Here is a 24,437-nt window from a genome sequence, read left to right on the forward strand (position 1 = left end):
CGGGTGAGGTCGGCCGATGGCGCGGTCGACACGCACGAGAGGAGACCCGGGTGGTGTATCTGGCTGACATCGGCGGCGCGCTGGGCGCCGTGATGACCGCGGCGCAGCAGGTCGTCGTCGACGCGACGTCTGCGGCGGAGGTCATCAGCCTGCTCGACGAGACGATCGGCGAGATCAAGGAGCGCGACGTCGTCGGGGTGGGCGAGACGTCCTTCGGGACGCTTCCGTCGGCCTCGACGTTGGCCCACCACACCGAGCTGGCGCGCCAGACGATCGTGGAGGCCCTCGTCGACCTCAAGGCGGGTCTTCGGGTCTATGCCGAGAACGTCGACGCCTACCGCAAGGACCAGTTCGGCACCGACGGGCTCGTCGCGAGCGAGAACATCACGCCCATCGAGGCGGGCATCGACTGCGTGACGGGCGACGTGGCGGCGCAGAACGATCTGGCCGCCCCGCAGTGCGTCGCGCCCGGGGGGAGTGACAACTGATGAAGGGTCCCGAGCAGCTCAAGCTCGAGGAGACGATGGCCGCGGCGTCGGACGGCGAGGCCGAGGTCGAGAAGGCGCGTGGGAAGTGGTACGCGGTCGGCACCGACCTCGGCCTGCTCGCCACGCGCATGCTGACCGAGGTCACGCCCCGCGCGGAGGAGGGGATCCAGGGCGAGACCGGCGTACAGCTGACGTCGGCCTTCCAGATCTCTGCCACCTCGATGGGCGAGAAGCGCACCGACATCCAGCTCGCCGCGACCGCGCTCGAGGAGGCCGCTGCTGCGGTCGACAAGGGCCGCGAGGCGCTGGCGAAGATGCGGCCCCTGGCGATGCCCGACGCGCCGCCCACGACCTCGCCCGGGGCGACCACCGACGCCGACATCCAGGCGCAGAAGGACTACGACACGGCGTTGGCGAAGTACTGGGAGGACCGCGCGTACAACGAGTCCGTGGCGCGGGGCGCCACCCAGGAGATGGACACGACCTTCACCGCCTCGACCCAGACCATGAAGGCCGTGCACGGCATCCCCGACCCGCCCGAGATTCCGCCGGACTACGTCGGCGGCCCCAAGGCCGGTGGTACGCCGGCGAAGGTGCCGGGCGGCACGCCCGGCGTCCCCGGCGGGAAGCCCCCGGTCTACACGCTGAACCCGATCGACCCGCCGCCCACGATCCAGACCCCGCCGCCGCCTCCGCCGCCGCCCCCGCCGCCGGTGCCCCCGGAGGTCCCGGTCCCGGTCGCGCCGGTGGTCGAGTGTCCCATCGGCACCCCGCAGGGCCCGGGTGGTGGTGGCGCGGGACCTGCGCCGCTGGGCCCGGTCCCCGGGACCACCGGCGGCTCGCCCGCCGGCTCGATCGGCGGATCGATCGGCGTCGGCGCCGGTGGCGCCGTGGGCGGCATGGCCGGTGGCATCGCGGCCGGCGGCCTGCTGGCCGGGGGCCTGAGCCAGGGCGCGATGGGCGGCGTCCGCGGCGGTGCGATGCCGGGCGCGAGCGCAGCTGCGGGGCAGACCCGTCCGATCGGCAGCACGAGCCGCAGCGGCTCGGCCGGCGCCATCGGGCGCTCGGGGGCCGTCGGCGGCTCGGGCAGCCCGACGACCCGGGCCGGCGCGGCCGGTGCGAGCGGCCGCGGTGGCGCGGCTGGTGCGACCGGACGGGGAGCCGGCGCGGCCGGTGCCGCGGGCCGCGGTGGAGCGGCTGGTGCGACGGGTCGCGGAGGTGCCGCTGGCGCCGGCACCCGTTCCGGTGCGGCTGCGGCCGGCGCCGGCGGACGCTCGGCCGGGGGCCGCGGTGCCGGGGCGGCCGGAGCCGGGACCCGCGGCGCAGCAGGCCGTGGAGCCGGTGGCGCCCGTGGCGCGGCCGGTGCGGCCGGAGCCGCCGGGGCTGCCGGCGGCAAGGGACGCGGTCGCGACCGGGAGAAGAGCGTCGACCACGAGCACTACGAGGACGGCTGGGACTGGCTCGGCGAGGACCAGGTCGCACCCGAGGTGCTCGACTGATCGGACTCGTGCGGCCGGGCAGCGGCCGCCACGAGGAACGGCCCGGCCCCGTGCGGACGAACCGCACGGGGCCGGGCCGTCTCCGTCGTACGACGGGGTGCCGGAGGGGCCTCAGCCGCGCAGCGCCACCCTGGCGGCCATCCACGCCTCGATGTCGTCGGCCGAGCGGGGGAGCGAGTCCGAGAGGTTCCGGGCGCCGTCGGCGGTGACCAGGATGTCGTCCTCGATGCGGATGCCGACGCCGCGCAGCTCGGCGGGGACCAGGAGGTCGTCCTCCTGGAAGTAGAGCCCGGGCTCGACGGTGAGGACCATCCCCTCGGCGAGGGTGCCCTTCGCGTACGCCTCCGGCGCGGCCTCGCCGCAGTCGTGGACGTCCATGCCGAGCATGTGGCTGGTGCCATGCAGCGTCCAGCGGGCGTACACCTTGCTGTCGGGGTCGAGCGCCTGCTCGGCCGGCACGGGGAGCAGCCCCATGTCGTCGAGGGCGTGGGCGAGCACCGACATCGCGGCGTCGTGCGCGGCGGTGAACGCGACGCCCGGGCGGACGGCCTCGATGCCGGCCTGCTGGGCGGCCAGGACGACGTCGTACAGCTCGCGCTGGCGCGCGGTCCACGTGCCGTCCACCGGCAGGGTGCGGGTGACGTCGGCGGTGTAGAGGTTGTGGCCCTCGACGCCCATGTCGAGCAGCACGAGCTCGCCGGGGGTGATCGCGCCGGAGTTCTCGATCCAGTGCAGGGTCGTGGCGTGCTTGCCGCCGGCGACGATCGAGTCGTAGCCGATGTCGTTGCCCATGGCGCGGGCGCGGCGGAAGAAGGTGCCCTCGATCCAGCGCTCGCCGTAGCGCAGGACGTTGTCCCACTCGCGCACCGAGTCCTCGAAGCCCAGCGTGGTGGCGTCGCACGCCTGCTGCAGCTCACCGACCTCCCACTCGTCCTTGACCAGGCGCATCTCGGAGGCGACCCGGGCCAGGTCGCGGTCGAGGCCGGCGTCGCCGGGCAGCAGCTGGTCGACGGCGGCGGAGACGCCGCGGTGGACGCGGGTCTTCGCCGGGGCCGACCCGGTCAGGTCCTCCTGGAGCCGGTCGATGTGCCGCACCTCGAGGCCGAGGGAGGAGGAGATCTCGTGGAGCGAGGGCCGGCGCCCGGCCCACAGCTCGCCGTACTGGCGGTCGCGGAAGAACTCGTCGGTCTCGCGGGAGGACCGCGGCCGGGCGTAGAGCACCGAGCTCCCGTCGGCCTCGATGACCAGCACCGCGTCGCTGGTCTGGTTGCCGGAGAAGTAGGTGTGCGCCGTGTCGGGTCGGAACCGGTAGTCGGTGTCGTTGGACCGCACCTTGTAGGTGCCGGCAGGGAGGACCAGCCGCTCGCCGGGGAAGGCCGCGGCGAGCCGCTCGCGGCGGCGGGCCGCCCACGGGGCGACGGGGTGCTCGGGGAGGTCGAGCTCGCGGTCGCCCCAGCCGGTGCGCATGAAGGCGGAGTACGCCGCCGGCACCGCCGGGTCGTGCGACTCGGTCTTGGGGGCCGTCGCCGGCGGGTTCATCGGCTGGGCGGGGACTTCCGGGGTGATCTGCTCGCTCACCCTTCCACTGTAGGTCGCTCCGGGACCTGCCCGGACGGGCGCGGGCCCCCGTGGCCTGATGGCGGGCTGGTGGCGGGGCCGCGGTCGTGTCGTTGCAGGTCGCGCCGCCAGTCGCGGCGCCGCGCACCGATAGGCTGAGCCCCGTGTCGGCACCGCGCAGGGACAGCATCGCCTTCACGGTCGTCGTGACCGTGCTCGTGGTGCTCTGCGCTGCTCTGATGCTGCTGGTCATCGCCCTCTCGGGCGCGCCGCGGACGCTGCTCGTCGCGACCGTGCTGGCCGCCCTGCCCGTCGGGCCGGTCGTGGCCTGCTACCTCTGGCTGGACCGCTACGAGCCGGAGCCCAAGCGGCTGCTGGCGGCCGGGCTGTTGTGGGGGGCGTTCGTCGCCACGGCGGCCGCGATCGTCGTCCAGGGCATGGGCGGGCTCGTGGTCGGGGCCACCGCGGAGACCGGCCTCGCCGTCGTCGCGCCGATCACCGAGGAGGCCAGCAAGGGGCTGTTCCTGCTGCTCCTGCTCTGGTGGCGCCGGGCCGAGCTCGACGGGATCCTCGACGGCATCGTCTACGCCGGCATGGTGGGCGTGGGCTTCGCCTTCACCGAGAACATCCTCTACCTCGCGGCCGCCTACAACGGGACCGACGGCCTGGGCCCCGGCGGCACCGAGGCGCTGACGGCGACGTTCGTCGTCCGCTGCCTCTTCAGCCCGTTCGCGCACCCCTTCTTCACGACCTTCATCGGCATCGGGGTGGGCATCGCGGTCGCGTCGCGCTCGGGGGCGGTGCGTGTCCTGGCGCCGCTGGCCGGGTACGTCCTCGCCGTGATCGCGCACGGGCTCTGGAACGGCTCGACGATCTACGGGATGGGCAGCTTCGTCCTCGTCTACGTCGTGCTGATGGCCCCCGCCCTCGTCGGGGTCGTGTGCCTGGCCGTGTGGGCGCGGCGCAGCGAGCGCCGGATGCTCACGGCCGCGCTCGCCGACGCCGCGCGACGCGGGTTGGTTCCGGCCACCGACATCGGCTGGGTGATCGACCTCGGCGCCCGCCGCCGTGCCCGAGCCCACGCCCGCGCCTTCGGCGGCCCCCAGGCCGAGCGCGCGATGCGTGACTACCAGCAGGCCGCTGTCGAGCTCGGCTTCCTCCACCACCGCTACCTGCGTGGTACGCCGCCGCCGGACTTCGCCGCGCGTGGCCAGGAGTACGTCGCGAGGATCGGCGCCGCGCGCCCGTCCATCGCCTTCCCCGGACAGGTGGTACCCACCCGATGACCCCGACCGAGCCCACCGGCGACAGCCGCATGCTGACCGCCCTGGTGCGGCTGCGCAGCGCCCTCCAGGCAGCCGCGCTGCCCCTCGACCTGCCCGGCGCGGAGGAGCAGCGTGCCGCCCGCCAGGAGATGGTCGACCAGCTCGAGGACTACGTGATCCCGCGCCTGATGACCATCGACGCACCGCTCCTCGCGGTCGTCGGCGGCTCGACCGGCGCCGGCAAGTCGACGCTGGTCAACTCGCTGGTCGGCACCCGCGTCACCACGCCGGGCGTGCTCCGCCCGACGACGCGCTCGCCCGTCCTCGTCCACCACCCCGAGGACGCCGAGTGGTTCGGGCAGGACCGCCTCCTGCCCGACCTCGAGCGGGTCCGGCACTCCACGAACGACCCCGACGCGCTCCAGCTCGTCTCCTCGGAGACGGTCCCGCAGGGGCTGGCGATCCTCGACGCCCCGGACGTGGACTCGGTCGAGGAGCGCAACCGGCTGCTCGCCGCGCAGCTCCTGGCCGCCGCCGACCTGTGGCTGTTCGTGACCTCCGCGGCCCGCTACGCCGACCAGGTGCCGTGGGGCTTCCTCAAGCAGGCGGCCGAGCGCTCGACCGCGGTCGCGGTCGTCCTGGACCGCACGCCCGACGACGCGATCGAGACGGTCGCCTCGCACCTCGCCCGGATGCTGGCGAGCCGCGGGCTCAAGGACTCGCCCCTGTTCACCGTCACCGAGGGCAAGGTCGACGAGGAGGGGCTGCTCCCGCCCCAGCACGTCGCCGACATCCGCGGCTGGCTGGAGTCGCTCGCCGCCGACGCCGACGCGCGCGCCGCGGTCGTCAAGCAGACCCTGGAGGGCGCGATCCGCACCCTCACCGGCCGCTCCTTCCGGGTCGCCACCGCCGCCGACGAGCAGGTAGAGGCGGCCCGCCGGCTCCGCGAGGACGCCGACCGGGCCTACGCCGAGGCCGCCGAGCGGATCCGGGAGGCGTGCGCCGACGGCACCCTGCTCCGCGGCGAGGTGCTCGCCCGCTGGCAGGAGTTCGTCGGCACCGGCGAGCTGCTGAAGTCCCTGGAGAACCGGGTCGGCTGGCTCCGCGAGCGCGTCGTGAACGCGGTCAAGGGCAAGCCCCAGCAGGCCGAGCAGGTCACTGTCGCGGTCGAGTCCGGGCTGCAGTCCCTCGTGATCGAGCACGCCGAGGCCGCCGCCGAGCGCGCCGAGGCGGCCTGGCAGCAGTACGCCGCCGGGCAGGCGCTCCTCGCCGGCGCCGACCGCGACCTGGGCCGCGCCTCGCGGGACCTGCGCCGCCAGGTCGAGCGTGCCGTGCGGGAGTGGCAGCAGGAGGTCCTCGAGATGGTCCGCACCGAGGGTGCGGACAAGCGGACCACCGCCCGGTTCCTCGCCTACGGGGTCAACGGGCTCTCGGTCGCGCTCATGGTCGTCGTCTTCGCGAGCACCGGCGGCGCGCTCGTCGTCGCGGAGGTCGGGATCGCCGGCGGCAGCGCCGTCCTCGGGCAGAAGCTGCTCGAGGCCGTCTTCGGCGACCAGGCGGTCCGCTCGCTCGCCGAGCGCGCCCGCCGCGCCCTCGACGTGCGGATCACTGCCATCCTCGACGGCGAGCGTGCCCGGTACACCGCCGTGCTCGACGGGCTCGGCCTCGCCGCCGACGCCCCCGAGCAGCTGCGCCAGGCCTCGCGGCGCGTCGACGACGTACGGTTCGCCGCCAGCCGCACCGCCTCCGACGCCGTTGGTGACAGTGACGGCGCTGGTGACGGCGCGGGCGCTGACGACGGCGCGGGCGACGGTGCGGGCGACGACTCCAGCACCGAGTCCTGAGCCCGGGGGCCCTAGGGTGTGTCAGAACCGATCGACCGATCTGCTTGTAGGGAGACCATGACGTCCGTGCTCGAGGGTGCCAAGAAGCTGGTCACCCGGGGGACCGACATCGGCGCCCGGATCGAGGGCCTCGAGTCCGCGGTCCAGGCGGGTCGGGGTCGCCTCGACGACGAGCTGCTCGACGAGGCCCAGGCCGTCGCCGAGCGGGCCGCGGGACGGCTGCGTCTCTCCGCCGACCACACCGTGGTCGGCATCGCCGGCGCGACGGGCTCGGGCAAGTCGTCGACCTTCAACGCGCTGACCGGGCTGGAGCTGTCCGCGGTCGGGGTGCGCCGGCCGACCACCTCGTGGGCCAGCGCCTGCGTGTGGGGCAGCGACGGCGCCGCCGAGCTGCTGGAGTGGCTCGGCATCCCGCCGCGCCACCAGACCACCCGCGACTCCCTGCTCGACACGCGCCGCGAGGACGCGGCGATGGAGGGCGTGGTCCTGCTCGACCTGCCCGACCACGACTCGACCGAGGTCTCCCACCACCTCGAGGTGGACCGGCTGGTCCAGCTCGCCGACATGCTGGTGTGGGTCCTGGACCCGCAGAAGTACGCCGATGCGGCGATCCACGACCGCTACCTCGCGCCGCTGAAGACCCACGCCGACGTGATGGTCGTGGTGCTCAACCACATCGACACGGTGCCCGAGGAGCGGCGCGACGCGATGGTCGCCGACGTACGCCGCCTGCTCGAGGCCGACGGCCTGCCCGACGTGCCGATCATCCCGGTCAGCGCGCGTCACGGCATCGGCCTCGACGACCTGCGTGCGGAGATCGCCTCGCGGGTCAAGGCCAAGAAGATGACCCGCACCCGGCTGGAGGCGGACCTGCGCGGCGCGGCGCAGAAGGTGCAGGAGGCCAGCGGCACCGGCCGCACCCGCGCCCTCCCCGACGACCGCGTCGCCGCCCTCGAGTCCGCGGTCGCCGACGCCGCGGGCGTGCCGACCGTCGTCGACGCCGTCGAGCGCTCGACCCGGCTGCGCGCCGGTCGCGCGACCGGCTGGCCGGTCGTCTCGTGGCTCTCGGGCCTCAAGCCCGACCCCCTCAAGCGGCTCCACCTCGACCTCGGCTCCGCCGGCAAGGAGCTCACCGGCCAGTCCCGCTCCTCGCTCCCGACCGCGACGCCCGTGCAGCGGGCCCGCGTCGACACCGAGGTGCGCACCCTGGCCGACGACGTGTCGGAGGGCCTCGGCGACCCCTGGCAGGAGTCGGTACGCCGCGCCTCGACCGGTCGCCTCGAGGACCTGCACGACCGCCTCGACCTCGCCCTGTCCCAGACCGACCTCGGCGTCGACCGGATCCCGGCGTGGGCCGGGCTGGTGCGGGTGCTCCAGTGGCTGCTCGTCCTCGGCGCCGGCGTCGGCCTGGTGTGGACCGTGCTGCTCGTCCTCTCCGGGACCCTCGGCGACGACTCGACGCCGAAGCTCGCCGGCATCGCCCTCCCGCTGGTCCTGCTGGTCGGCGGGGTGCTCCTCGGTCTCCTGCTGGCGCTGGGGTGCCGCTTCCTGGTCGCGGCCACGGCCCGGCGCCGGGCCGCCGTCGCGGACAAGCGGCTGCGCGGCGCCGTGCACGAGGTGGCCCAGGAGCTGGTCGTCCAGCCCGTCGAGGCCGAGCTGCAGGCCTACACCGTCGTCCGCAACGGGCTGGCCGCCGCGCTCTCCTGACCGCGGCGTCGCCGGCGGCAGGTCCGGGAACCCTCCACACGTCGTCCCCGGACACCGCTGTCCCCAGCGATCCTCGCGTGCGCCCGCCGTGGTCGGTGCGCGCGCGGAGCCTCGTCCCAGGACCGAGGTCGGCCGATCCGCGGCCCGGCCCGGTGCGAGACGAGGAGAGACATCGTGAGCAACGAGACGATCGTGACGCTGCAGGGCTGGGTGGGCGGTGACGTGACCCTCCGGCAGGCCGGTGACGCGCAGGTGGCCAGCTTCCGGGTGGGTGCGACGCCGCGCCGCTTCTCCCGCAGGACGGGGGAGTGGGTCGACGGCGAGACCCAGTGGTACACCGTCAACGCCTGGCGGGCGCTGGGGGACAACGTGGCCGCGTCCGTGCGGCGCGGCGACCCCGTGGTGGTCCACGGACGCCTCAACGTCAGCACCTGGGTGAGCTCCGCGGGGGCCGAGGTGACCTCCTTCGAGGTCGAGGCCACCTTCGTCGGGCACGACCTCGGCCGGGGGACCAGCGCGTTCACCAAGACGCCCCGGCCGGCGCAGGGCCCCTCCGAGCAGACGCCGGGGCAGGGGGACGGTCGAGCGACCGGGGAGGCCACCGGAGAGGCGACCGAGCAGGCGGGGGCGGGCGCCGCCGCGACCGTGGCGGCCTGAGCGGCGGGCCGTCCGACGCCGCGGGGCGGCCGGCCGGGGCCGCCCCGCTCACCCCCGTTCACCCCGGACGGGTGTTCGCGGCCGATCCCAACTAGGCTCGGGGATTATGGCGGAATATGTCTTCACCCTGCGGAACGTGCGCAAGGCGCACGGCGACAAGGTCGTCCTCGACAACGTGACCCTCTCCTTCCTGCACGGGGCGAAGATCGGCGTGGTCGGGCCCAACGGAGCCGGCAAGTCCTCGCTGCTCAAGATCATGGCGGGGCTCGACCAGCCCAACAACGGCGACGCGATCCTCGACCCCGAGGCGACGGTCGGCATGCTCCAGCAGGAGCCGCCGCTCACCGAGGGCAAGACGGTCCTGGAGAACGTCGAGGAGGCCGTCGGCGACATCAAGGCCAAGCTGGACCGCTACAACGCGATCAGCGAGGAGATGGCGAACCCCGACGCGGACTTCGACACCCTCCTGGCCGAGATGGGCGACCTCCAGACCGACCTGGACCACGCGAACGCGTGGGACCTCGACTCGCGCCTGGACCAGGCGATGGACGCGCTGCGCTGCCCCCCGGCCGACGCGATCGTCGACCACCTCTCCGGCGGTGAGCGCCGCCGCGTCGCGCTGTGCAAGCTGCTGCTCCAGCAGCCCGACCTGCTGCTCCTCGACGAGCCCACCAACCACCTCGACGCCGAGTCGGTGCAGTGGCTCGAGGGCCACCTGAAGTCCTACCCCGGCGCCGTGCTCGCGGTGACCCACGACCGGTACTTCCTCGACAACGTCGCCGAGTGGATCGCCGAGGTCGACCGCGGCTCGATCCACGGCTACGAGGGCAACTACTCGACGTACCTCGAGACCAAGAAGGACCGCCTCAAGATCGAGGGCCAGAAGGACGCCAAGCGCGCCAAGATGCTGGAGAAGGAGCTCGAGTGGGTCCGCTCGAACCCCAAGGCCCGGCAGGCGAAGAGCAAGTCGCGTCTGGCCCGCTACGAGGAGATGGCGGCCGAGGCCGACCGGATGCGGAAGATCGACACCTCCGAGATCAACATCCCGGCCGGACCGCGCCTCGGTGACATCGTCCTGGAGGCCAAGGGCCTGACCAAGGGCTTCGAGGGCCGCACCCTCATCCACGACCTGTCCTTCTCGCTCCCGCGCGCCGGCATCGTCGGCGTCATCGGCCCCAACGGCGTCGGCAAGACCACCCTGTTCCGGATGATCACCGGCAACGAGGAGCCCGACAACGGCGAGCTCACCGTCGGCCAGACCGTGAAGATCTCCTACGTCGACCAGAGCCGCGGCGGCCTGGACCCGCAGAAGAACGTGTGGGAGGTCGTCTCCGACGGCCTGGACTTCATCAAGGTCGCGAACTTCGAGATGAACTCGCGCGCCTACGTCGCCTCGTTCGGCTTCAAGGGTCCCGACCAGCAGAAGAAGGCCGGTGTGCTGTCCGGTGGCGAGCGCAACCGCCTCAACCTCGCGCTCACCTTGAAGATGGGCGGCAACCTGCTGTTGCTCGACGAGCCGACCAACGACCTGGACGTCGAGACGCTGTCCTCGCTCGAGGACGCGCTGCTCGACTTCCCGGGCTGCGCCGTGGTCACCTCGCACGACCGGTGGTTCCTCGACCGCGTCGCCACCCACATCCTCGCCTGGGAGGGCGACGACGAGGACCAGGCGAAGTGGTTCTGGTTCGAGGGCAACTTCGCGGCCTACGAGGAGAACAAGGTCGAGCGGCTCGGCGTGGAGGCGGCCCGCCCGCACCGCGTCACGCACCGCCGCCTGACCCGCGACTGACCCGCGGACGGACCCTCCCGGACCGACCCGCCCGGACGGCCCCGGCGGGGCAGGTTGAGGCAGGCCACACCCGGCGCTCATAACCCGTGCGCGCCGTGGTCGTTGGCCCTCTCGACAGGCCCCGCGCGGGGCCGTTTGGGGGGAGAGACCATGAGGATCCGCAGTTCAGCGGTCGTCACCGCGGTCGTGGCCGTGCTGGGAGTCGCGGCCGCGCTCGTCGTCGCACCGATGCTCAGCACCGGTGCCAACGGCGGGGAGCGGGGCGAGGGCCCGACGACCATCCGCAGCACCTTGGCCGGCCAGTCGGTCCGGCTCTCGCTGCCGGGCCCGGAGCCCAAGGGCGTCGTCGTCTGGTTCCACGGGCAGGGCGGCAACGTCAACGACCGGGTCGACGGCCCCTGGCTCGACGCGCTGCGCCGCGACGGCTGGGCGGTGGCCTCCTCGGAGTTCCACTCCCAGTCGTGGGGCAACGCCGCGTCCACCAAGGACACGCGCCTGCTCCAGGAGTGGGCCGAGAAGCAGGCCGGCGCCGAGGTCCGGCTGTGGGTCTCGGGCTCGATGGGCGCCTCGATCGCGCTCAACGCGCTGACCCACGGGGTCCAGGCGCCGCCGTGCTGGTACGGCGTCAAGCCGGCGCTCGACCTGACCCGGATGGACCAGGTGCCCGGCGGCCCGGGGTACATCCGCCGCGCGTACGGCGGTGGCCCCGTCCCCGCCGACCGCAACCCGATCGACAACGTCGACCGGCTGCCCACCGAGACCCGGTACCGCGTGGTGTCCTCGAAGCAGGACGAGTGGGTGGCCTACGACGAGAACACCCAGCCGCTGGTCGAGCAGCTCCGCTCGCGGGGTGCCGACATCACGCTGCTCGACGTCAAGGGCGGCCACGCGGACCCCTCGCACTGGAACGCGCGCGACCTGGTCGCCTACGCGGATTCCTGCGCGGGCAAGGCCTGACCCGGCCCCTGACCCCGTCCGTGGCGGCGCCGGGGGCGGCTACCGCTGGCGGATCTCCATCTCCGGGTGGGCCGTCACCAGGTGGTCGCTCACGGCGCCCATGACCCGACCGAGCGCGGCGAAGTCCTCCTCGGTGACCAGGTCGACGAGGTTGTCGCGCACGCTCTGGACGTGCACCGGCGCCGCCCGGCGGAGCAGGTCCATGCCGTGCTCGGTGAGCGCGGCCACGATCCCGCGGCCGTCCTCGGGAGAGCTGGTCCGCTGGACCAGCCCGGCCTTCTCCATCCGGCCGACGGTGTGGGTGACCCGGCTGCGGCTGTGGGCGAGGGCGTCGGCGAGCTGCGCCATCCGCATCTGGCCGTCGCGCTCGGAGAGGCGCACGAGGATCTCGTACTCCACCAGCGAGATGTCGAAGGACCGGCGCAGGTCGTCGTCGAGGCGGTCGAAGAGAAGCGTGGTGCCCATGACCAACGAGCGCCACGACCATTGCTGTCCGGCGTCGAGCCACCGGGTCTCACCTACCTGTGCCACGCGGCCACTCTAGGGCCCGCTGTCGGCGACCTGGCGCACCATGGCTGCATGGCCACTCCCACGACCTCCGTCGGCGCCGACGCCGTGCTCCGGTTCCGCGTGCGCGCCCAGCAGCTGGACCGTCCCGAGGGCCGCGGCGGCCCGCACGACGACGCGGCCGTGCTCGACCTGGGCGTGCAGGAGACGGGCCCCGACGGGGCGCGGTGGGCGCTGGCGCTGCGCGGAGCGGCGCCGACGTACGACGACAGGGTGCTGGCCTGGACGCTGCGCGGGGCCCCGCACCTCTACCGCCGGGGCGAGGTCGCGGAGGTCGCGGCCGCCACCGTGCCCTGGTCGGAGGCGGACGCCGCGAAGCGGATCTTCGACGCGAGCCGGCCGCTGCGGGCCGCGGGGATCCCCGTGCTCGACGCCCTGGACGAGGTCGGGCGGGTGATGCGCCAGGTGGTGACCGGCCCGGCGGTCAAGGGCGAGGTCTCCCGCGCGCTGCACGAGCGGTTGCCGGCGGCCTACCAGCGAGAGTGCCGGCCGTGCGGCGCGGTGCACGTCTTCGAGCAGCCCTTCCGGCTGGCCGCGCTCCCAGCCGGCCTCGAGCTGGAGCCGGGCACCTCGCCGCCGGTCCTCCGGCCGGTGCCGGGCTGGGCCGGCCGGGCCGCGACGGTGCCGCCCCACCTCGACGTGGTGCGGGCGGTGCTGCGGCTGCTGGGGCCCGCGACCCCCCAGGAGGTGGCGGGGTACGTCGACGCGCCGGTGCGCGAGGTGCGGCAGCGGTGGCCGGAGGACGCCGTGGACGTGGCGGTCGACGGGCGGGCCCGCAGCATCCTGGCCGCCGACCTCGACACCCTGGTGGCCTGCTCGGACGCCGGGGCGGGTCCCGATCCCGGGCTGGTGCGGCTGCTCGGCCCCTTCGACCTGTTCCTGCAGGGCCGCGACCGGGAGGTGGTGGTGCCCGACGAGCGCGCCCGCAAGGACCTGTGGCGCACGCTGGGCCGTCCGGGCGGGCTGCTGGTCGGCCACCGCGTGGTCGGCACCTGGCGGCCCCGGAGCACCGGTGGGCGGCTGCGCCTGCAGGTGACGCGCTGGGACGGCGCCCCGCTGCCGGCGGGGGTGGAGCGGGAAGCAGAACGCCTGGCCACGTTCCGTGGCCAGGCGTTCGCGGGGTTCGTCGAGGGCTGAGCCCCGGCGGGAGGGGAGGGTCAGATCCGCTCGAGGATCATCGCCATGCCCTGGCCGCCACCGACGCACATGGTGATCAGGCCGGTGGACTTGTCGTGCCAGTCCAGCGAGTTGAGCATGGTGTTCTGCAGGCGGGCGCCGGTCATGCCGAAGGGGTGACCGACGGCGATCGCGCCGCCGTTGACGTTGAGCCGGTCGATGTCGATGCCGAGGTCCTGGTAGGACGGCACGACCTGGGCGGCGAACGCCTCGTTGATCTCGACCAGGTCGATGTCGCCGATGCTCATGCCGGCGCTCTTGAGCGCGTTCTTGGTCGCCTCGACCGGGCCGAGGCCCATGATCTCGGGGGAGAGGCCCGAGACGCCGGTGGAGACGATCCGCGCGAGCGGGGTGATGCCGAGCTCGGCGGCCTTGGTGTCGGACATGATGACGACCGCGGCGGCGCCGTCGTTGAGGGCGCAGCAGTTCGCGGCGGTGACCACGCCGTCGGGGCGGAAGACCGGCTTGAGGTCCTTGACCGCGTCGTACGTCACGCCCGCGCGCGGGCCGTCGTCGGTGGAGACCACGGTGCCGTCGGGGGTGGTGACCGGGGTGATCTCGCGGGCCCAGAAACCGTCGTTGATCGCCTTCTCGGCGAGGTTCTGGGAGCGGACGCCGAACTCGTCGAGCTCCTGGCGGGAGAGGCCGCGCATCTTGGCGACGTTCTCGGCGGTCTGGCCCATCGCGATGTAGACGTCGGGCAGGAAGCCGTCCTCGCGCGGGTCGTGCCAGTCCACGCCGCCTTCGGCGGTCTGCTTGGTGCGGGCCTGGGCCTCGGCGAACTTCGGGTTGTGGGTGTCGGGCCAGTGGTCGGAGGTGCCCTTGGCGAACCGCGAGACGGTCTCGACGCCGGCGGAGATGAAGACATCGCCCTCGCCGGCCTTGATGGCGTGGAAGGCCATCCGGCTGGTCTGGACCGAGGAGGAGCAGTAGCGGGTGATGGTCGCGCCCGGGATCTGGTCGTAGCCCATCAGCACGTTCACGATCCGCGCCATGTTGTTGCCCGACTCGCCGCCGGGCAGGCCGCACCCGAGGTAGTGGTCGTCGATCGTGGTGGGGTCGAGCTCGGGGATCTTGTCCAGCGCCGCCTGGACGATGGTCGCGGTGAGGTCGTCGGGACGCAGGTCCTTCAGCGAACCCTTGTTGGCGCGGCCGATGGGGGAACGCGTTGCGGAGACGATGACGGCTTCAGGCATGCAAGTACTCCGATCTCGGGTGATGTGCCGGGTCAGCCTAGATCAGCGGTGGCTGCGAGGATCGGGACGTGCGTCACGTCTATGAGTGCCAGGTCCGCTGGGCCGACCAGGACCTGCTCGGTCATGTCAACAACGTCGTGTACGTCGACTACCTCCAGGAGGCGCGGGTCGACATGCTCCGCACCCACGGGCGCTCGCGGCAGGCCGAGCAGCTCGCCGAGGGCGTGGTGGTCGTGCGGACCGAGGTGGGCTACCGGGCCCCGTTGTTCTTCGACTTCCGCCCGGTGCTCGTGGAGTGCTGGGTCACCGAGATCCGGGCCGCGACGTTCACCCTCGCCTACGAGGTCTTCCACGAGCGCCCGGACGGTTCGCGCAAGGTCTACCTGCAGGCCGCGACCGTCCTGACGCCGTACGTGTTCGCCGAGGAGCGGCCGCGGCGGCTCAGCCCCGAGGAGCGCGAGGGCCTGGCGGCGTACCTCGAGCCGGCCGACCGGGCGCCCCGGGTGACGTTCCTCGAGCGGCCGGCCACGGCGGGCCGCTACCCGGTGCGCGTCCGCTTCTCCGACGTCGACGTCTACCGGCACGTCAACAACGTGACGTACTTCGAGTACTTCCAGGAGGCGCGGATCCACTACTTCGAGGAGCTCGGCCGACGCTCCGAACGGGAGGTCACCCGGCCGCTGCTGGTCGTGGCGCGCAAGGAGGTGGACTACCGGGTGCCGGTGCTGCACCGGCCCGAGCCGTACGACGCGTGGTCGTGGATCTCTCGGGTCGGGAACACGTCCTTCGACGTCCAGTCCGAGCTGTGCGACGGGGACACGGTCCTGGCACGAGCCCACACCACCGTGGTGGTCGTCGACGCGGACGCTCAGCGGCCGACGCCGCCGGACCCCGCGTTCCGCGAGGTGCTGGTCGCCGCGCTGCCCTGATCGCCGCCGGTCACCTCGCCGGTCACCTCGCCGGTCACCTCGCCGGTCGCCCTTGCGGCGCGCGTCGAGACCCAGGTTGCGGGCGATGCCGAAGAGCCAGCCCGCGAACTGCTCGCCGGTCCCGGTGAACTCGTGGATCTTCGTCGCCGCCGTCAACCAGGCCTCGGACGCGACGTCGTCGGCCGCCGTCGCCGAGTCCCCGGAGGGCCGGACCTGGAGCCAGACGACCAGGCGGCCGGCGTGCTCGGCGTAGAGCCGGCGCCAGGCGTCCTGGTCACCCCCCTTGGCGCGCGCGATCAGCTCGTCGTCGGCGTCCAACCACGGCCCCCGCTGGTCGCTGCGCCCTTGCCGTTCGCGTGGCCGTGGCGGTGCTGGTGGTTGCCGGGGCCGGCCTGACCGGTGCCCTCGGGAGTGGACGGTATCGGTGAGGGCCGATCGGTCGGGGCGGACCCGCTGGTCGACGTCGGTCCGGAGGTCGGCCCACCCGGAGCCTGCGACCCGCCGGGGGAGCGCTCGGGGGAGCGCTCGGGGGAGCGCTCGGGTGCCTCGAGGGGCGCCTGTGTGGGCTGGGGCTCGGGGGCGCGGAGGAGGCGGCGAGCGCCGCGAGCGCCACCGTCGGAGCCAGACGCCCGTTCCGTGCTGCCGCAGGGGGTGCTCCTCCCGCTACCTGTCGCGACGAGGCTGGTCCGTTACGTCGACCGCCGACCTCGTGCTCCGGGCGTGCCTGTGCCCCGCCGGCGGGGTGCTCCGGCGGGGTCGTGGCGGTGGGGCTATGGCGGGGGCGGCTGGTCCGTCGGCGGTGGGTCGAGGTCGTGGGTGCCTCGGTGGTCGACCCGGTAGGTGAGTCCGGTGGGACTTCGCCACTCAAACGTGCCCGGCGAGGGTGATTGTTGTGACCAGCCGCCGTGGGTCTTGGCGCGGTGGTGGCGTCGGCAGAGTGGCGCGATGTTCTCGGTCGCTGTCGGTCCGCCCCTGGCGTGGGGGATGACGTGGTCGTCATCCACTCGCGATGACGCGTGGGCGGGGCGGGTGCACCAGGGGAACACGCAGTGCAGGTCGCGCAGTCGGGTCTGGGTCGAGAGGCGGTCGGGGACCTCATAGGCCTCGACGTGGATCCGCTCGGCCAGGTCGATGACGGGCTTCACGGTGATCGTCTTGCCGGTGTCGGCTCGTGCGGCGCGGGTGCACCAGTCGGCGAGCTGAGTGATCAGGACGAACCCGCGGACGTTCTCGACCCGGGTGATGTCGTCCAGGGTCCCGTCGGGGCTCTGGTGGACGTGGACCACGAGGGGCTTGGGATCGGTGTCGAACTCCAGGCTCAGCTGCCGCCGCGCCATGTCACCCAGAGCGACCGAGCGGCGGGCGTCGAGGGTGTCGGTGCACCCCAGTGCTTCGAGCCGCGCGGCGCCCTTTTCGAGGGCGTCGTCGAGGTCGAGCGCGTCGGCCAGGTCGAGGGTCGCCCACACGTCGACGTGCCCGTCGAAGGACACCTGTCGCGACTGGATGGTCACGTGCCGGGCCTCGGCCCGCTCGGTCGCCACCCGCTGGGCCTCGTCGGGGTCGAACCGGACCAGCGCCTCCTCCAGGAGCCGCTCCAACGCCGCCGGCCCGATCGTGGAGGCCACCGGTGCGACGTGGGTGTCGACGAACGCGGCGCCCTTCTTCGGCAGGTGCAACGTCCGGCGAGCCAACGAGCGGGCCTTCCAGGCCGGCAGGTCGAGGTCGGTGACCTTCTTCCAGAGCTTCGGGAGCCGGTAGCGCAGCTCGAGGGCCTCGGCCAGGTAGGCCCGACCCGCGTCCTCCGACTTCCCCAGCCCGGCCGCGAACTCCACCACCGCGAACTCCGTCACGAACGGCGCACCCTCACCCGCCAGGCAGACCGGCTTGTCACCGAACCCGCGGAACACCGACCACGTCGCCGCCTCGTCCAACGACTCCGCCGGGTGCAGCACGCACCACTGGACCGCCGCTTCGAGGAGCTCGGCCTCGGCCGCGTTAGCCGCGCGCTGCTTGGCGCGCGCGAGGCTCAGCACGTCGGCTGGGGTGTCCAGCGGGTGCTCGAGCGTCGCGATCAAGGCCATGCCTCATTCTAGTCGAACAGCTGCTCGAATGGAAGGGTCTGTTCTCAGATCTTCAGAGCGGGGTCGGACGCGCCAGCGCGAGGCGGCGGCCAGAGACCCGGCAGCGAACCGCGACCCACGACGTACCTGGCCCATAGCTGCCAAAGCCGCAACCACCCCACAGCCCGCAGGCCGAAGGTCGGCTGCCAGGGGCCTCGACACGTCGGCGCCAGGGCGCCTCCTGCTCGACCAGCGGGGGCGGCCGCTACCCACGGCCCGAAAGCCGAAGGTGAGACAGCACCGCTAGGGTCCGCCCGTGCGCCTCATCCCACGCCTGCTGAACCGTGCCGTCCACGCCGGGTGGCGGTGGGTGGACCGGGCGGGGGAGATCGTGCCGGGGACGCGGGCGGCCGAGGAGTTCGGGAGCTTCGGGGCGGGGTCGTGCATCGACTTCCCGCCGGCGACGATCCTCAACGCCTCCTCGATCCACCTCGGCGAGCGGACGCTCGTGGGTCGCCAGGTGACGCTGTCGGTGGGCTGGGGGACCAATGAGCAGGCGCTGCCGCCGCGGGGCCTGGTGGTCGGCGACCGGTGCGTCATCGGCGCGCGGACGAGCATCACCGCGCACGAGTCGATCGAGATCGGCGACGACGTGTTCTTCGGGCAGGGCGTGTTCGTGACCGACGCCAGCCACGGCTACCAGGTGCCGGACCGGCCGGTCGGCGCGCAGTTCGGCCCCTCTGACCCGGTGGTGGTCGGGGCGGGGTCGTGGATCGGCCACCACGCGGTGCTGCTGCCGGGCACCCGGCTGGGCCGCAACGTCGTGGTCGCGGCGGGCTCGATCGTGCGCGGTGTGGTGGAGGACCACGCTGTGGTGGCGGGCAACCCGGCGCGGGTGGTGCGCCGCTACGAGCCGGGCGTGGGCTGGGTGGGGTCGCGCGGCGACGTACGCCCTGTGCTCGCCGACGACCTCGACTTCCTCGACGAGGCCGTCACCGGCTGAGCATCAGGCATCGGGCCTCAGGTCGCGGCGGGCGGCTCGTCGACGGTGTTGACCATGAACTGCGCGGCGTGGGTGACGTAGTCCCAGAGCTGGGCCTCCTGCTCGGGGGTGAGGTCGACGGCGTCGAGCCCGGCGCGGAAGTGCTTGAGCCAGTGGTCGCGCGACTCCGGGGTGACCTGGAACGGCGCGTGGCGCATGCGCAGCCGCGGGTGCCCACGGGTCTCGGAGTACGTCGTCGGGCCACCCCAGTACTGGACGAGGAAGAGCAGGAAGCGCTCCTCCGCGGGCCCGAGGTCCTCCTCGGGGTACATCGGCCGCAGCACCTCGTCGGTGGCCACACCCTCGTAGAAGGTCGCGACGATGCGGCGGAACGTCTCGAAGCCGCCGACTTCCTCGTAGAACGTGGTCACGGGTCCCATTCTGCCGACGCCTCTCCAGTCCGTTGCATCCGCGTGCCAGACTCGCGACGGACCAGACCCCCGGCCGCACACTGGCCACCGACCCCACAGGAGTGATCGAGGCATGGCAACGACGCGCACCGCGCAGACCACCTGGCAGGGCTCGCTCCAGGAGGGCTCCGGCTCCGTGGAGCTCCAGTCCTCGGGCGTGGGCACCTTCGACGTGTCCTGGCCCTCCCGCGCCGAGTCGGCGAACGGCAAGACCAGCCCCGAGGAGCTCATCGCCGCGGCGCACTCCTCGTGCTTCTCCATGGCGCTCTCCGCCGCGCTGTCCAAGGCCGGCACCCCGCCGACCACCCTGGAGACCAGCGCCGAGGTCGAGCTGACCCCGGGCACCGGCATCACCGGCATCAAGCTGACCGTCGTCGGCACCGTCGAGGGCATCTCCGAGGAGAAGTTCGTCGAGGCCGCCACCGGCGCCAAGGAGGGCTGCCCGGTCAGCCAGGCGCTCGCCGGCACCACCATCACGCTGGACGCCTCGCTCAAGAGCTGACCCGCGGGCGGGCACGTCCCGCCGTACGACGCACAGCGGCCCGCCCGGGTGACCGGGCGGGCCGCTGTCGTGTGCTCGGGCGTGCGGCGGCGCGTACGCCGGCGGCTCAGGCGTCCTGGCCGGCCCGCTCGCCCTCGGACTCGGACTCCGGCGCCGACACGTCCGTGCCGTGCGCGGCCCGGACCTCCTCGCGGTGCCAGACGACCCGCTGGGCGAAGGGGATCTCGATGCCCTCGTGGTCGAAGCGCGCCTTGATCCGCTGGCGCAGCTCGCGGGCGACGCCCCACTGCTCCATCGGTGCGGTCTTGACCATCACCCGCAGGGTGATCGAGTCGGCGGCCAGCATCTCCACGCCGGTGACCTCCGGTGCCTCGATGACGACGTTGCGGAAGTCCTCGTCCTCCCACAGGCCGTGGCTGACGTCGCGGAGCACGTCCTGGACCCGGACCAGGTCCTCGCCGTAGGCGACGTTGACGTCGACCACCGCGCGGGACCAGTTCTGGCTCATGTTGCCGACCCGCAGGATCTCGCCGTTGGGGACGTACCAGACGGTGCCGTTGAGGTCGCGCAGCCGGGTGACGCGCAGGCTCACCGCCTCGATCGTGCCGGTCGCCTCGCCCACGTCGACGACGTCGCCGACGCCGTACTGGTCCTCGAAGATCATGAAGATGCCGGAGAGGAAGTCCTTGACCAGTGACTGGGCGCCGAAGCCCAGGGCGACGCCGACGATCCCGGCGCTGGCGATGATCGGGGCGATGTTGACCCCCAGCTCGCTGAGGATCATCGTGCCGAAGATCGCCACCAGGACGCCGGTGACGACGCTCTTGAGCAGGTCGCCCATGGTCTTGGCCCGCTGGACCCGGCGGGTCTGCGTCGCCGCGTCGCGCGCGGCGACCGCGTGGACGGCCTTGCCCCGCTTGGGCAGGCGGGTGACCCGGTCGGGCAGCACGCCGTCCTCGGCGCTGGCCACGAGCCGGTCGACCAGCTTGTGCAGCACCCAGCGGATGACGAGGCCGAGGATGACGAGGGCGGTGATCGCGAGCGGCTTGCCGATGATGACGTCGGCGACCTCGGCGACGGTGTCGTTGCCGAACCACTCGTAGGCGATGTTGCAGGTCTGCTCGCCGTCCTCGCAGGGGCCGGTGGTCGCGGTGAACATGGGGCCCATGTCTAACAGGTGGGCACCCCGCCGCCGAAGGCTCCGCGCGGCCGTGTGACCCATCTGACCGGACGGGGCGCCGGGGCGGGGGAGGGCTACGGATATCCTGCACGCGTGACCGCCTCGATCAGCCCCGTTCGTCGGGCCGCCGCCCTGCTTTCCGGCCTCTCCGTCGTCCTGACCGCCGCCGTCGTGCAGGCTGCCCCCGCGACCGCCGACGTGCCCGAGGGCTGGTCGGACCCGGACCCGGTCAACACCCTGCACGCGGTGCTGCTCTTCGGCGGCGTCCCGCTGCTGCTGTTCATCGTGATCTGGGTGGTCGTCTACGCGCCGGCCATGATCCGCGGCGAGCGCGTCACGCCGGGCTCGCCCGCGGTCGAGAACCAGTGGATCGGCGGCCCCCGCAAGAGCACCTCCGAGCTCGCCGGCCCCGACGGGGACGACTCACAGGCGGGTGGAGCCAGTGCCCGGTGGTGAACACCTGACCGAGGCCGAGCGGGCCCGCCTCGACGAGGCGATCCGCGCGGCCGAGCGTCTCTCGCGCGTCGAGTTCTCCGTCTTCATCGGGACGGCGGAGGGTGACCCGCGCTCGTTCGCCACACAGCTGCACAACTCCCTGGTCGCGCCCTCGCGCAGCATCCTGGTGATGGTCGACCCCGTCGCCCGGGCGCTGGAGATCGTCACCGGCGGCTGGGTACGCCGCACGCTCACCGACCGCCAGGTCGAGCTCGCCGCCCTCCAGATGCGCTCGGCCTTCGCCGCGGACGATCTCGTCGGCGGCCTGGTCCGCGGCATCCACATGCTCGCCGAGCACGCCCGGCCCCCGCAGACGCTGCACGCCGGCGAGGCCTGATCGGCCCACCGGCGCCGAACCGGCCCTGAGACACCGAACCGGCCCTGAGACACCGAACGGCCGGCCTCCCGAGGGAGGCCGGCCGTTCGTGCGTCCGCGCGGGGTCAGCCGCGGGCGTCACGCTCCTGGGCGGTCAGCGCCCGGGCCAGCTCGGCGCGCGCCTCGCCGACGTAGCGCTGCGCGCCCTTGGGGGCGGTGTTGTCGGCCAGCCAGGCGTCGAGCCGGGCGACGGTCTCCGCCGAGGCCAGGAGCCGCGGGAAGCCGTGCTCGAGCACGACCGAGCCCTTGTGGAAGCCGAGGCTGTCGATCGCGGTCTCGGCGGCCTCGAGGTACTTCTCGAGGTACGGCGCCGCGACCTCCTCCTGGTTGAACCGGAAGATGGAGAGCACCATCTCGCGCGAGGTCTCGTTCGGCGTGGCGGGGTCCATGATCGCGGCCCAGCCGGCCTGCTTGGCCGCGGCGGTCGGCTGCGCCACACGGGCGGCGGCCGCCTTCTCCCGGCCGGCGCTCGTCGCGTCGCGGTCGAGCTCGGCGTCGATCTCGGCGTCGGTGAAGACCCCGAGGCGGGCGAGGTTCTTCACCAGCTCCCAGCGCAGGTCCTGGTCGACGCTGAGGCCCTCGACGGTGAAGGAGCCGTCGAGCAGCCCGCGCAGGTCGGCGACGGCCTGCTCGGAGCGGGCCGCCAGCGCGTAGGAGCGGGCGAAGGTCAGCTGGTGGTCGCTGCCGGCCTCCGCGGCGAGCAGGAGCGAGCGCAGCCCGGTCTCCCACTCCTCCTGGAGGGCGGGTCGCCCGGCCGGGTCGGAGTAGAGCTCGACCGCGAGGGCGGTGGAGGCCGGGATCCGGGTGACGCCCCAGGCGTCGGTCTCCTGGCCGATGTTGGCCAGCACCAGGCGGACCCAGTCGGTCGCCGACAGCTCGCCGTCGCGGGTCATGTCCCAGGCGGCCGTCCACGCGACGGCGCGGGGGAGGGAGTCCTCGAGCTTCGAGAGCCCGCCGATGACGGTCTGCAGGGAGCGCTCGTCGAGGCGGATCTTGGCGTAGGCGTGGTCCTCGTCGTTGAGCAGCAGCAGCGCCGGCTGCTCGGTCCCGACGAGTGCCTCGACGGCCGTCGAGGCGCCCTCGACGTCGACCTCGAGGTACTCGCGCCGCACGAGGCGGCCGTCGACCTCGTCGTACAGGCCGATGCCGAGGCGGTGGCGGCGCAGCGTCGGCCAGTCGGGGTGGGCCGACTGCTCGACGGAGAACGACGTGTAGCGGCCCTGGTCGTCGAGCTCGAAGGCCGGGGCGAGGGTGTTGACGCCGGCGGTCTGCAGCCACTCCTGGGCCCAGCCCTTGAGCTCGCGGCCCGAGGACTTCTCCAGCGCCGCGAGCAGGTCGGCGAAGGTGGCGTTGGAGAACGCGTGGTCCTTGAAGTACTGGCGCAGGCCGGCCAGGAACGGGTCGAGCCCGACCCAGGCGACCAGCTGCTTGAGCACAGAGGCGCCCTTGGCGTAGGTGATCATGTCGAAGTTCACCTCGACCGCGTGCAGGTCGACGTTGTCGGCCGCGATCGGGTGCGTCGAGGGCAGCTGGTCGGCGCGGTAGCCGGTCTGCTTGCGCGCGTTGGCGAAGCCGGTCCAGGCGTCGGTGAAGTCGGTGGCCTCGGCCTCGCACCAGTAGCAGGCCCACTCCGCGAAGGACTCGTTGAGCCAGAGGTCATCCCACCACTTCATGGTCACCAGGTCGCCGAACCACATGTGCGCCATCTCGTGGGTGATCACCGAGGTGCGGAACTCGTAGAACGAGCGCGGCTGGCGGCTGCGGGGGAGGTACTCATCGCGCAGCGTCACGCAGCCGGCGTTCTCCATCGCGCCCATGTTGTACTCCGGCACGTAGAGCTGGTCGTACTTGCCGAAGGGGTAGGGGTAGTCGAACTTCTCCTCGAAGAAGGCGAAGCTCTGCTTGGTGAGCTGGACCAGCTCCTCGGTGTCCATGTGCTCGACGAGCGACTGGCGGCAGTAGTGGCCGAGCGGGATCGAGCCGTGCTTGCCCTCGTAGACGTCGTGCTCGGCGTGGTACTCGCCGGCGACGATCGCGGTGATGTAGGTCGACATCGGCTTGGTCGGCTCGAAGGCCCAGACCGCGGCCCCCTCGCCGGCCGGCTGCGGCTCGGGGGTGGGGGAGTTCGACACGACGGCCCAGTGCGCGGGCGCGGTCACGGTGAAGGTGAACGGCGCCTTGAGGTCGGGCTGCTCGAAGGTCGTGAAGACGCGGCGGGCGTCGGGGACCTCGAACTGGGAGTAGAGGTAGACCCGGTCGTCGGCGGGGTCGACGAAGCGGTGCAGGCCCTCGCCGGTGTGGGAGTAGGTGCACTCCGCGCGCACGACGAGGGTGTTGCGCTCCTGCAGGCCCGGCAGCGCGATGCGGCTGTCGGCGTAGGCCGTGGCCGGGTCGAGGCTCTCGCCGTTGAGGGTGATCTCGTGGACGGTGGCGTCGACGAGGTCGGCGAAGGTCGCAGCGCCCGGTTCGCGGCAGGTGAACTCGATGGTGGTGGTCGAGCCGAAGGTGCGGGCGTCGGTCGCGGTGGCGCCGGTGAGGTCGAGGTCGATGGTGTACGACGTGACGTCCAGGAGGGCGGCGCGGGTGGCGGCCTCGTCCCGGGTGAGGTTGGTTCCAGGCATGCGAATCATCCTGCCACCGCCCCGGCGGCGGACCCGCAAGCGCGGGGTGGGCTCGGAGAAATTACAAGATTGAAGTTCTGGCACCGCGTGTCGGTGCTTGACAATCGTTGACTACAGTCC

21 protein-coding genes and 1 pseudogene are annotated in these 24,437 nt (G+C 73.1%); 14 read left to right on the forward strand and 8 right to left on the reverse strand.

Annotated features, from left to right (window positions below; genetic code table 11):
* The first annotated feature begins 50 nt into the window (after positions 1 to 50).
* Positions 51 to 488 carry a hypothetical protein gene (locus HPC71_RS06215; RefSeq protein ID WP_154616807.1) on the forward strand — a complete coding sequence of 146 codons (438 nt, stop codon included), beginning with the start codon at positions 51 to 53 and terminating at the stop codon, positions 486 to 488.
* Positions 488 to 1,987 carry a hypothetical protein gene (locus HPC71_RS06220; protein WP_154616808.1) on the forward strand — a complete coding sequence of 500 codons (1,500 nt, stop codon included), beginning with the start codon at positions 488 to 490 and terminating at the stop codon, positions 1,985 to 1,987. The genes HPC71_RS06215 and HPC71_RS06220 overlap by 1 nt, the downstream gene beginning before the upstream one ends.
* 111 nt (positions 1,988 to 2,098) lie before the next feature.
* On the opposite strand, the gene HPC71_RS06225 is transcribed toward HPC71_RS06220, so the two are convergent.
* Positions 2,099 to 3,565, reverse strand: a complete 1,467-nt coding sequence (locus tag HPC71_RS06225) for an aminopeptidase P family protein (protein WP_253943920.1) — start codon at positions 3,563 to 3,565, stop codon at positions 2,099 to 2,101.
* A gap of 143 nt (positions 3,566 to 3,708) precedes the next feature.
* Between HPC71_RS06225 and HPC71_RS06230 the strand changes: the two genes are divergently transcribed.
* The 6 genes from HPC71_RS06230 to HPC71_RS06255 all read left to right on the forward strand — a co-directional run bounded on the left by HPC71_RS06230 (position 3,709) and on the right by HPC71_RS06255 (position 11,763).
* Entirely contained in the window at positions 3,709 to 4,830 is a 1,122-nt protein-coding gene (locus HPC71_RS06230; RefSeq protein ID WP_253943921.1) for a PrsW family intramembrane metalloprotease, read from the forward strand.
* Positions 4,827 to 6,653 (forward strand): dynamin family protein, encoded by a 1,827-nt coding sequence (locus HPC71_RS06235; protein ID WP_230084597.1) that lies wholly within the window; start codon positions 4,827 to 4,829, stop codon positions 6,651 to 6,653. The genes HPC71_RS06230 and HPC71_RS06235 overlap by 4 nt, the downstream gene beginning before the upstream one ends.
* Before the next feature lie 57 nt (positions 6,654 to 6,710).
* Positions 6,711 to 8,360, forward strand: coding sequence for a GTPase family protein (locus tag HPC71_RS06240; protein WP_154616809.1), 1,650 nt, complete (start codon positions 6,711 to 6,713; stop codon positions 8,358 to 8,360).
* Between the two features lie 174 nt (positions 8,361 to 8,534).
* Positions 8,535 to 9,017 (forward strand): single-stranded DNA-binding protein, encoded by a 483-nt coding sequence (locus HPC71_RS06245; protein WP_253943922.1) that lies wholly within the window; start codon positions 8,535 to 8,537, stop codon positions 9,015 to 9,017.
* Between the two features lie 106 nt (positions 9,018 to 9,123).
* Positions 9,124 to 10,806: an energy-dependent translational throttle protein EttA gene (ettA, locus tag HPC71_RS06250; protein WP_154616811.1), complete on the forward strand. Its 1,683-nt coding sequence runs from the start codon at positions 9,124 to 9,126 to the stop codon at positions 10,804 to 10,806.
* Between the two features lie 150 nt (positions 10,807 to 10,956).
* The gene (locus tag HPC71_RS06255) at positions 10,957 to 11,763 is read left to right on the forward strand and encodes an alpha/beta hydrolase family protein (protein ID WP_154616812.1); all 807 of its coding nucleotides are present in this window, start codon (positions 10,957 to 10,959) and stop codon (positions 11,761 to 11,763) included.
* Positions 11,764 to 11,802: 39 nt separating this feature from the next.
* Here HPC71_RS06255 and HPC71_RS06260 read toward each other — a convergent pair whose 3' ends face one another.
* A complete protein-coding gene (locus HPC71_RS06260) occupies positions 11,803 to 12,228 on the reverse strand; it encodes a MarR family winged helix-turn-helix transcriptional regulator (protein WP_154616933.1) in 426 nt (141 codons plus the stop codon).
* Positions 12,229 to 12,342: 114 nt separating this feature from the next.
* Between HPC71_RS06260 and HPC71_RS06265 the strand changes: the two genes are divergently transcribed.
* Positions 12,343 to 13,467 (forward strand): DNA glycosylase AlkZ-like family protein, encoded by a 1,125-nt coding sequence (locus HPC71_RS06265; protein WP_154616813.1) that lies wholly within the window; start codon positions 12,343 to 12,345, stop codon positions 13,465 to 13,467.
* A gap of 20 nt (positions 13,468 to 13,487) precedes the next feature.
* On the opposite strand, the gene HPC71_RS06270 is transcribed toward HPC71_RS06265, so the two are convergent.
* The gene (locus tag HPC71_RS06270; RefSeq protein ID WP_154616814.1) at positions 13,488 to 14,702 is read right to left on the reverse strand and encodes an acetyl-CoA C-acetyltransferase; all 1,215 of its coding nucleotides are present in this window, start codon (positions 14,700 to 14,702) and stop codon (positions 13,488 to 13,490) included.
* Between the two features lie 68 nt (positions 14,703 to 14,770).
* Here HPC71_RS06270 and HPC71_RS06275 point away from each other — a divergent pair, with 68 nt between their 5' ends.
* Positions 14,771 to 15,631, forward strand: a complete 861-nt coding sequence (locus HPC71_RS06275) for an acyl-CoA thioesterase (RefSeq protein WP_171896321.1) — start codon at positions 14,771 to 14,773, stop codon at positions 15,629 to 15,631.
* Positions 15,632 to 15,733: 102 nt separating this feature from the next.
* Here the strand turns inward: HPC71_RS06275 and HPC71_RS21235 are convergent.
* Both HPC71_RS21235 and HPC71_RS06285 read right to left on the reverse strand, forming a co-directional pair.
* A pseudogene (locus HPC71_RS21235) lies at positions 15,734 to 15,949 on the reverse strand (RNA polymerase sigma factor); the annotation flags it as partial.
* A gap of 452 nt (positions 15,950 to 16,401) precedes the next feature.
* Positions 16,402 to 17,712, reverse strand: a complete 1,311-nt coding sequence (locus HPC71_RS06285) for an HNH endonuclease signature motif containing protein (protein ID WP_154616815.1) — start codon at positions 17,710 to 17,712, stop codon at positions 16,402 to 16,404.
* 295 nt (positions 17,713 to 18,007) lie between these two features.
* Between HPC71_RS06285 and HPC71_RS06290 the strand changes: the two genes are divergently transcribed.
* Entirely contained in the window at positions 18,008 to 18,694 is a 687-nt protein-coding gene (locus tag HPC71_RS06290) for an acyltransferase (RefSeq protein WP_171896322.1), read from the forward strand.
* Positions 18,695 to 18,711: 17 nt separating this feature from the next.
* On the opposite strand, the gene HPC71_RS06295 is transcribed toward HPC71_RS06290, so the two are convergent.
* Positions 18,712 to 19,113: a globin gene (locus HPC71_RS06295; RefSeq protein ID WP_154616816.1), complete on the reverse strand. Its 402-nt coding sequence runs from the start codon at positions 19,111 to 19,113 to the stop codon at positions 18,712 to 18,714.
* 103 nt (positions 19,114 to 19,216) lie between these two features.
* Here HPC71_RS06295 and HPC71_RS06300 point away from each other — a divergent pair, with 103 nt between their 5' ends.
* Positions 19,217 to 19,645, forward strand: coding sequence for an OsmC family peroxiredoxin (locus HPC71_RS06300; RefSeq protein WP_154616817.1), 429 nt, complete (start codon positions 19,217 to 19,219; stop codon positions 19,643 to 19,645).
* A gap of 106 nt (positions 19,646 to 19,751) precedes the next feature.
* Here the strand turns inward: HPC71_RS06300 and HPC71_RS06305 are convergent, their stop codons facing one another.
* Positions 19,752 to 20,804: a mechanosensitive ion channel family protein gene (locus tag HPC71_RS06305; RefSeq protein WP_154616818.1), complete on the reverse strand. Its 1,053-nt coding sequence runs from the start codon at positions 20,802 to 20,804 to the stop codon at positions 19,752 to 19,754.
* A 114-nt stretch (positions 20,805 to 20,918) separates the two neighbouring features.
* On the opposite strand from HPC71_RS06305, the gene HPC71_RS06310 reads away from it, so the two are divergent.
* Together HPC71_RS06310 and HPC71_RS06315 are read left to right on the forward strand one after the other, a co-directional pair.
* A complete protein-coding gene (locus tag HPC71_RS06310; RefSeq protein ID WP_154616819.1) occupies positions 20,919 to 21,281 on the forward strand; it encodes a hypothetical protein in 363 nt (120 codons plus the stop codon).
* The gene (locus tag HPC71_RS06315) at positions 21,268 to 21,657 is read left to right on the forward strand and encodes a DUF5130 family protein (RefSeq protein WP_171896324.1); all 390 of its coding nucleotides are present in this window, start codon (positions 21,268 to 21,270) and stop codon (positions 21,655 to 21,657) included. Before HPC71_RS06310 ends, HPC71_RS06315 begins: the two co-directional genes overlap by 14 nt.
* A gap of 104 nt (positions 21,658 to 21,761) precedes the next feature.
* On the opposite strand, the gene pepN is transcribed toward HPC71_RS06315, so the two are convergent.
* On the reverse strand, positions 21,762 to 24,317 hold the full coding sequence (pepN, locus tag HPC71_RS06320; protein WP_154616820.1) for an aminopeptidase N: 2,556 nt from the start codon (positions 24,315 to 24,317) through the stop codon (positions 21,762 to 21,764).
* Between the last annotated feature and the right edge of the window lie 120 nt (positions 24,318 to 24,437).

This window comes from Nocardioides marmotae, from assembly GCF_013177455.1.
Lineage (GTDB): Bacteria > Actinomycetota > Actinomycetes > Propionibacteriales > Nocardioidaceae > Nocardioides > Nocardioides marmotae.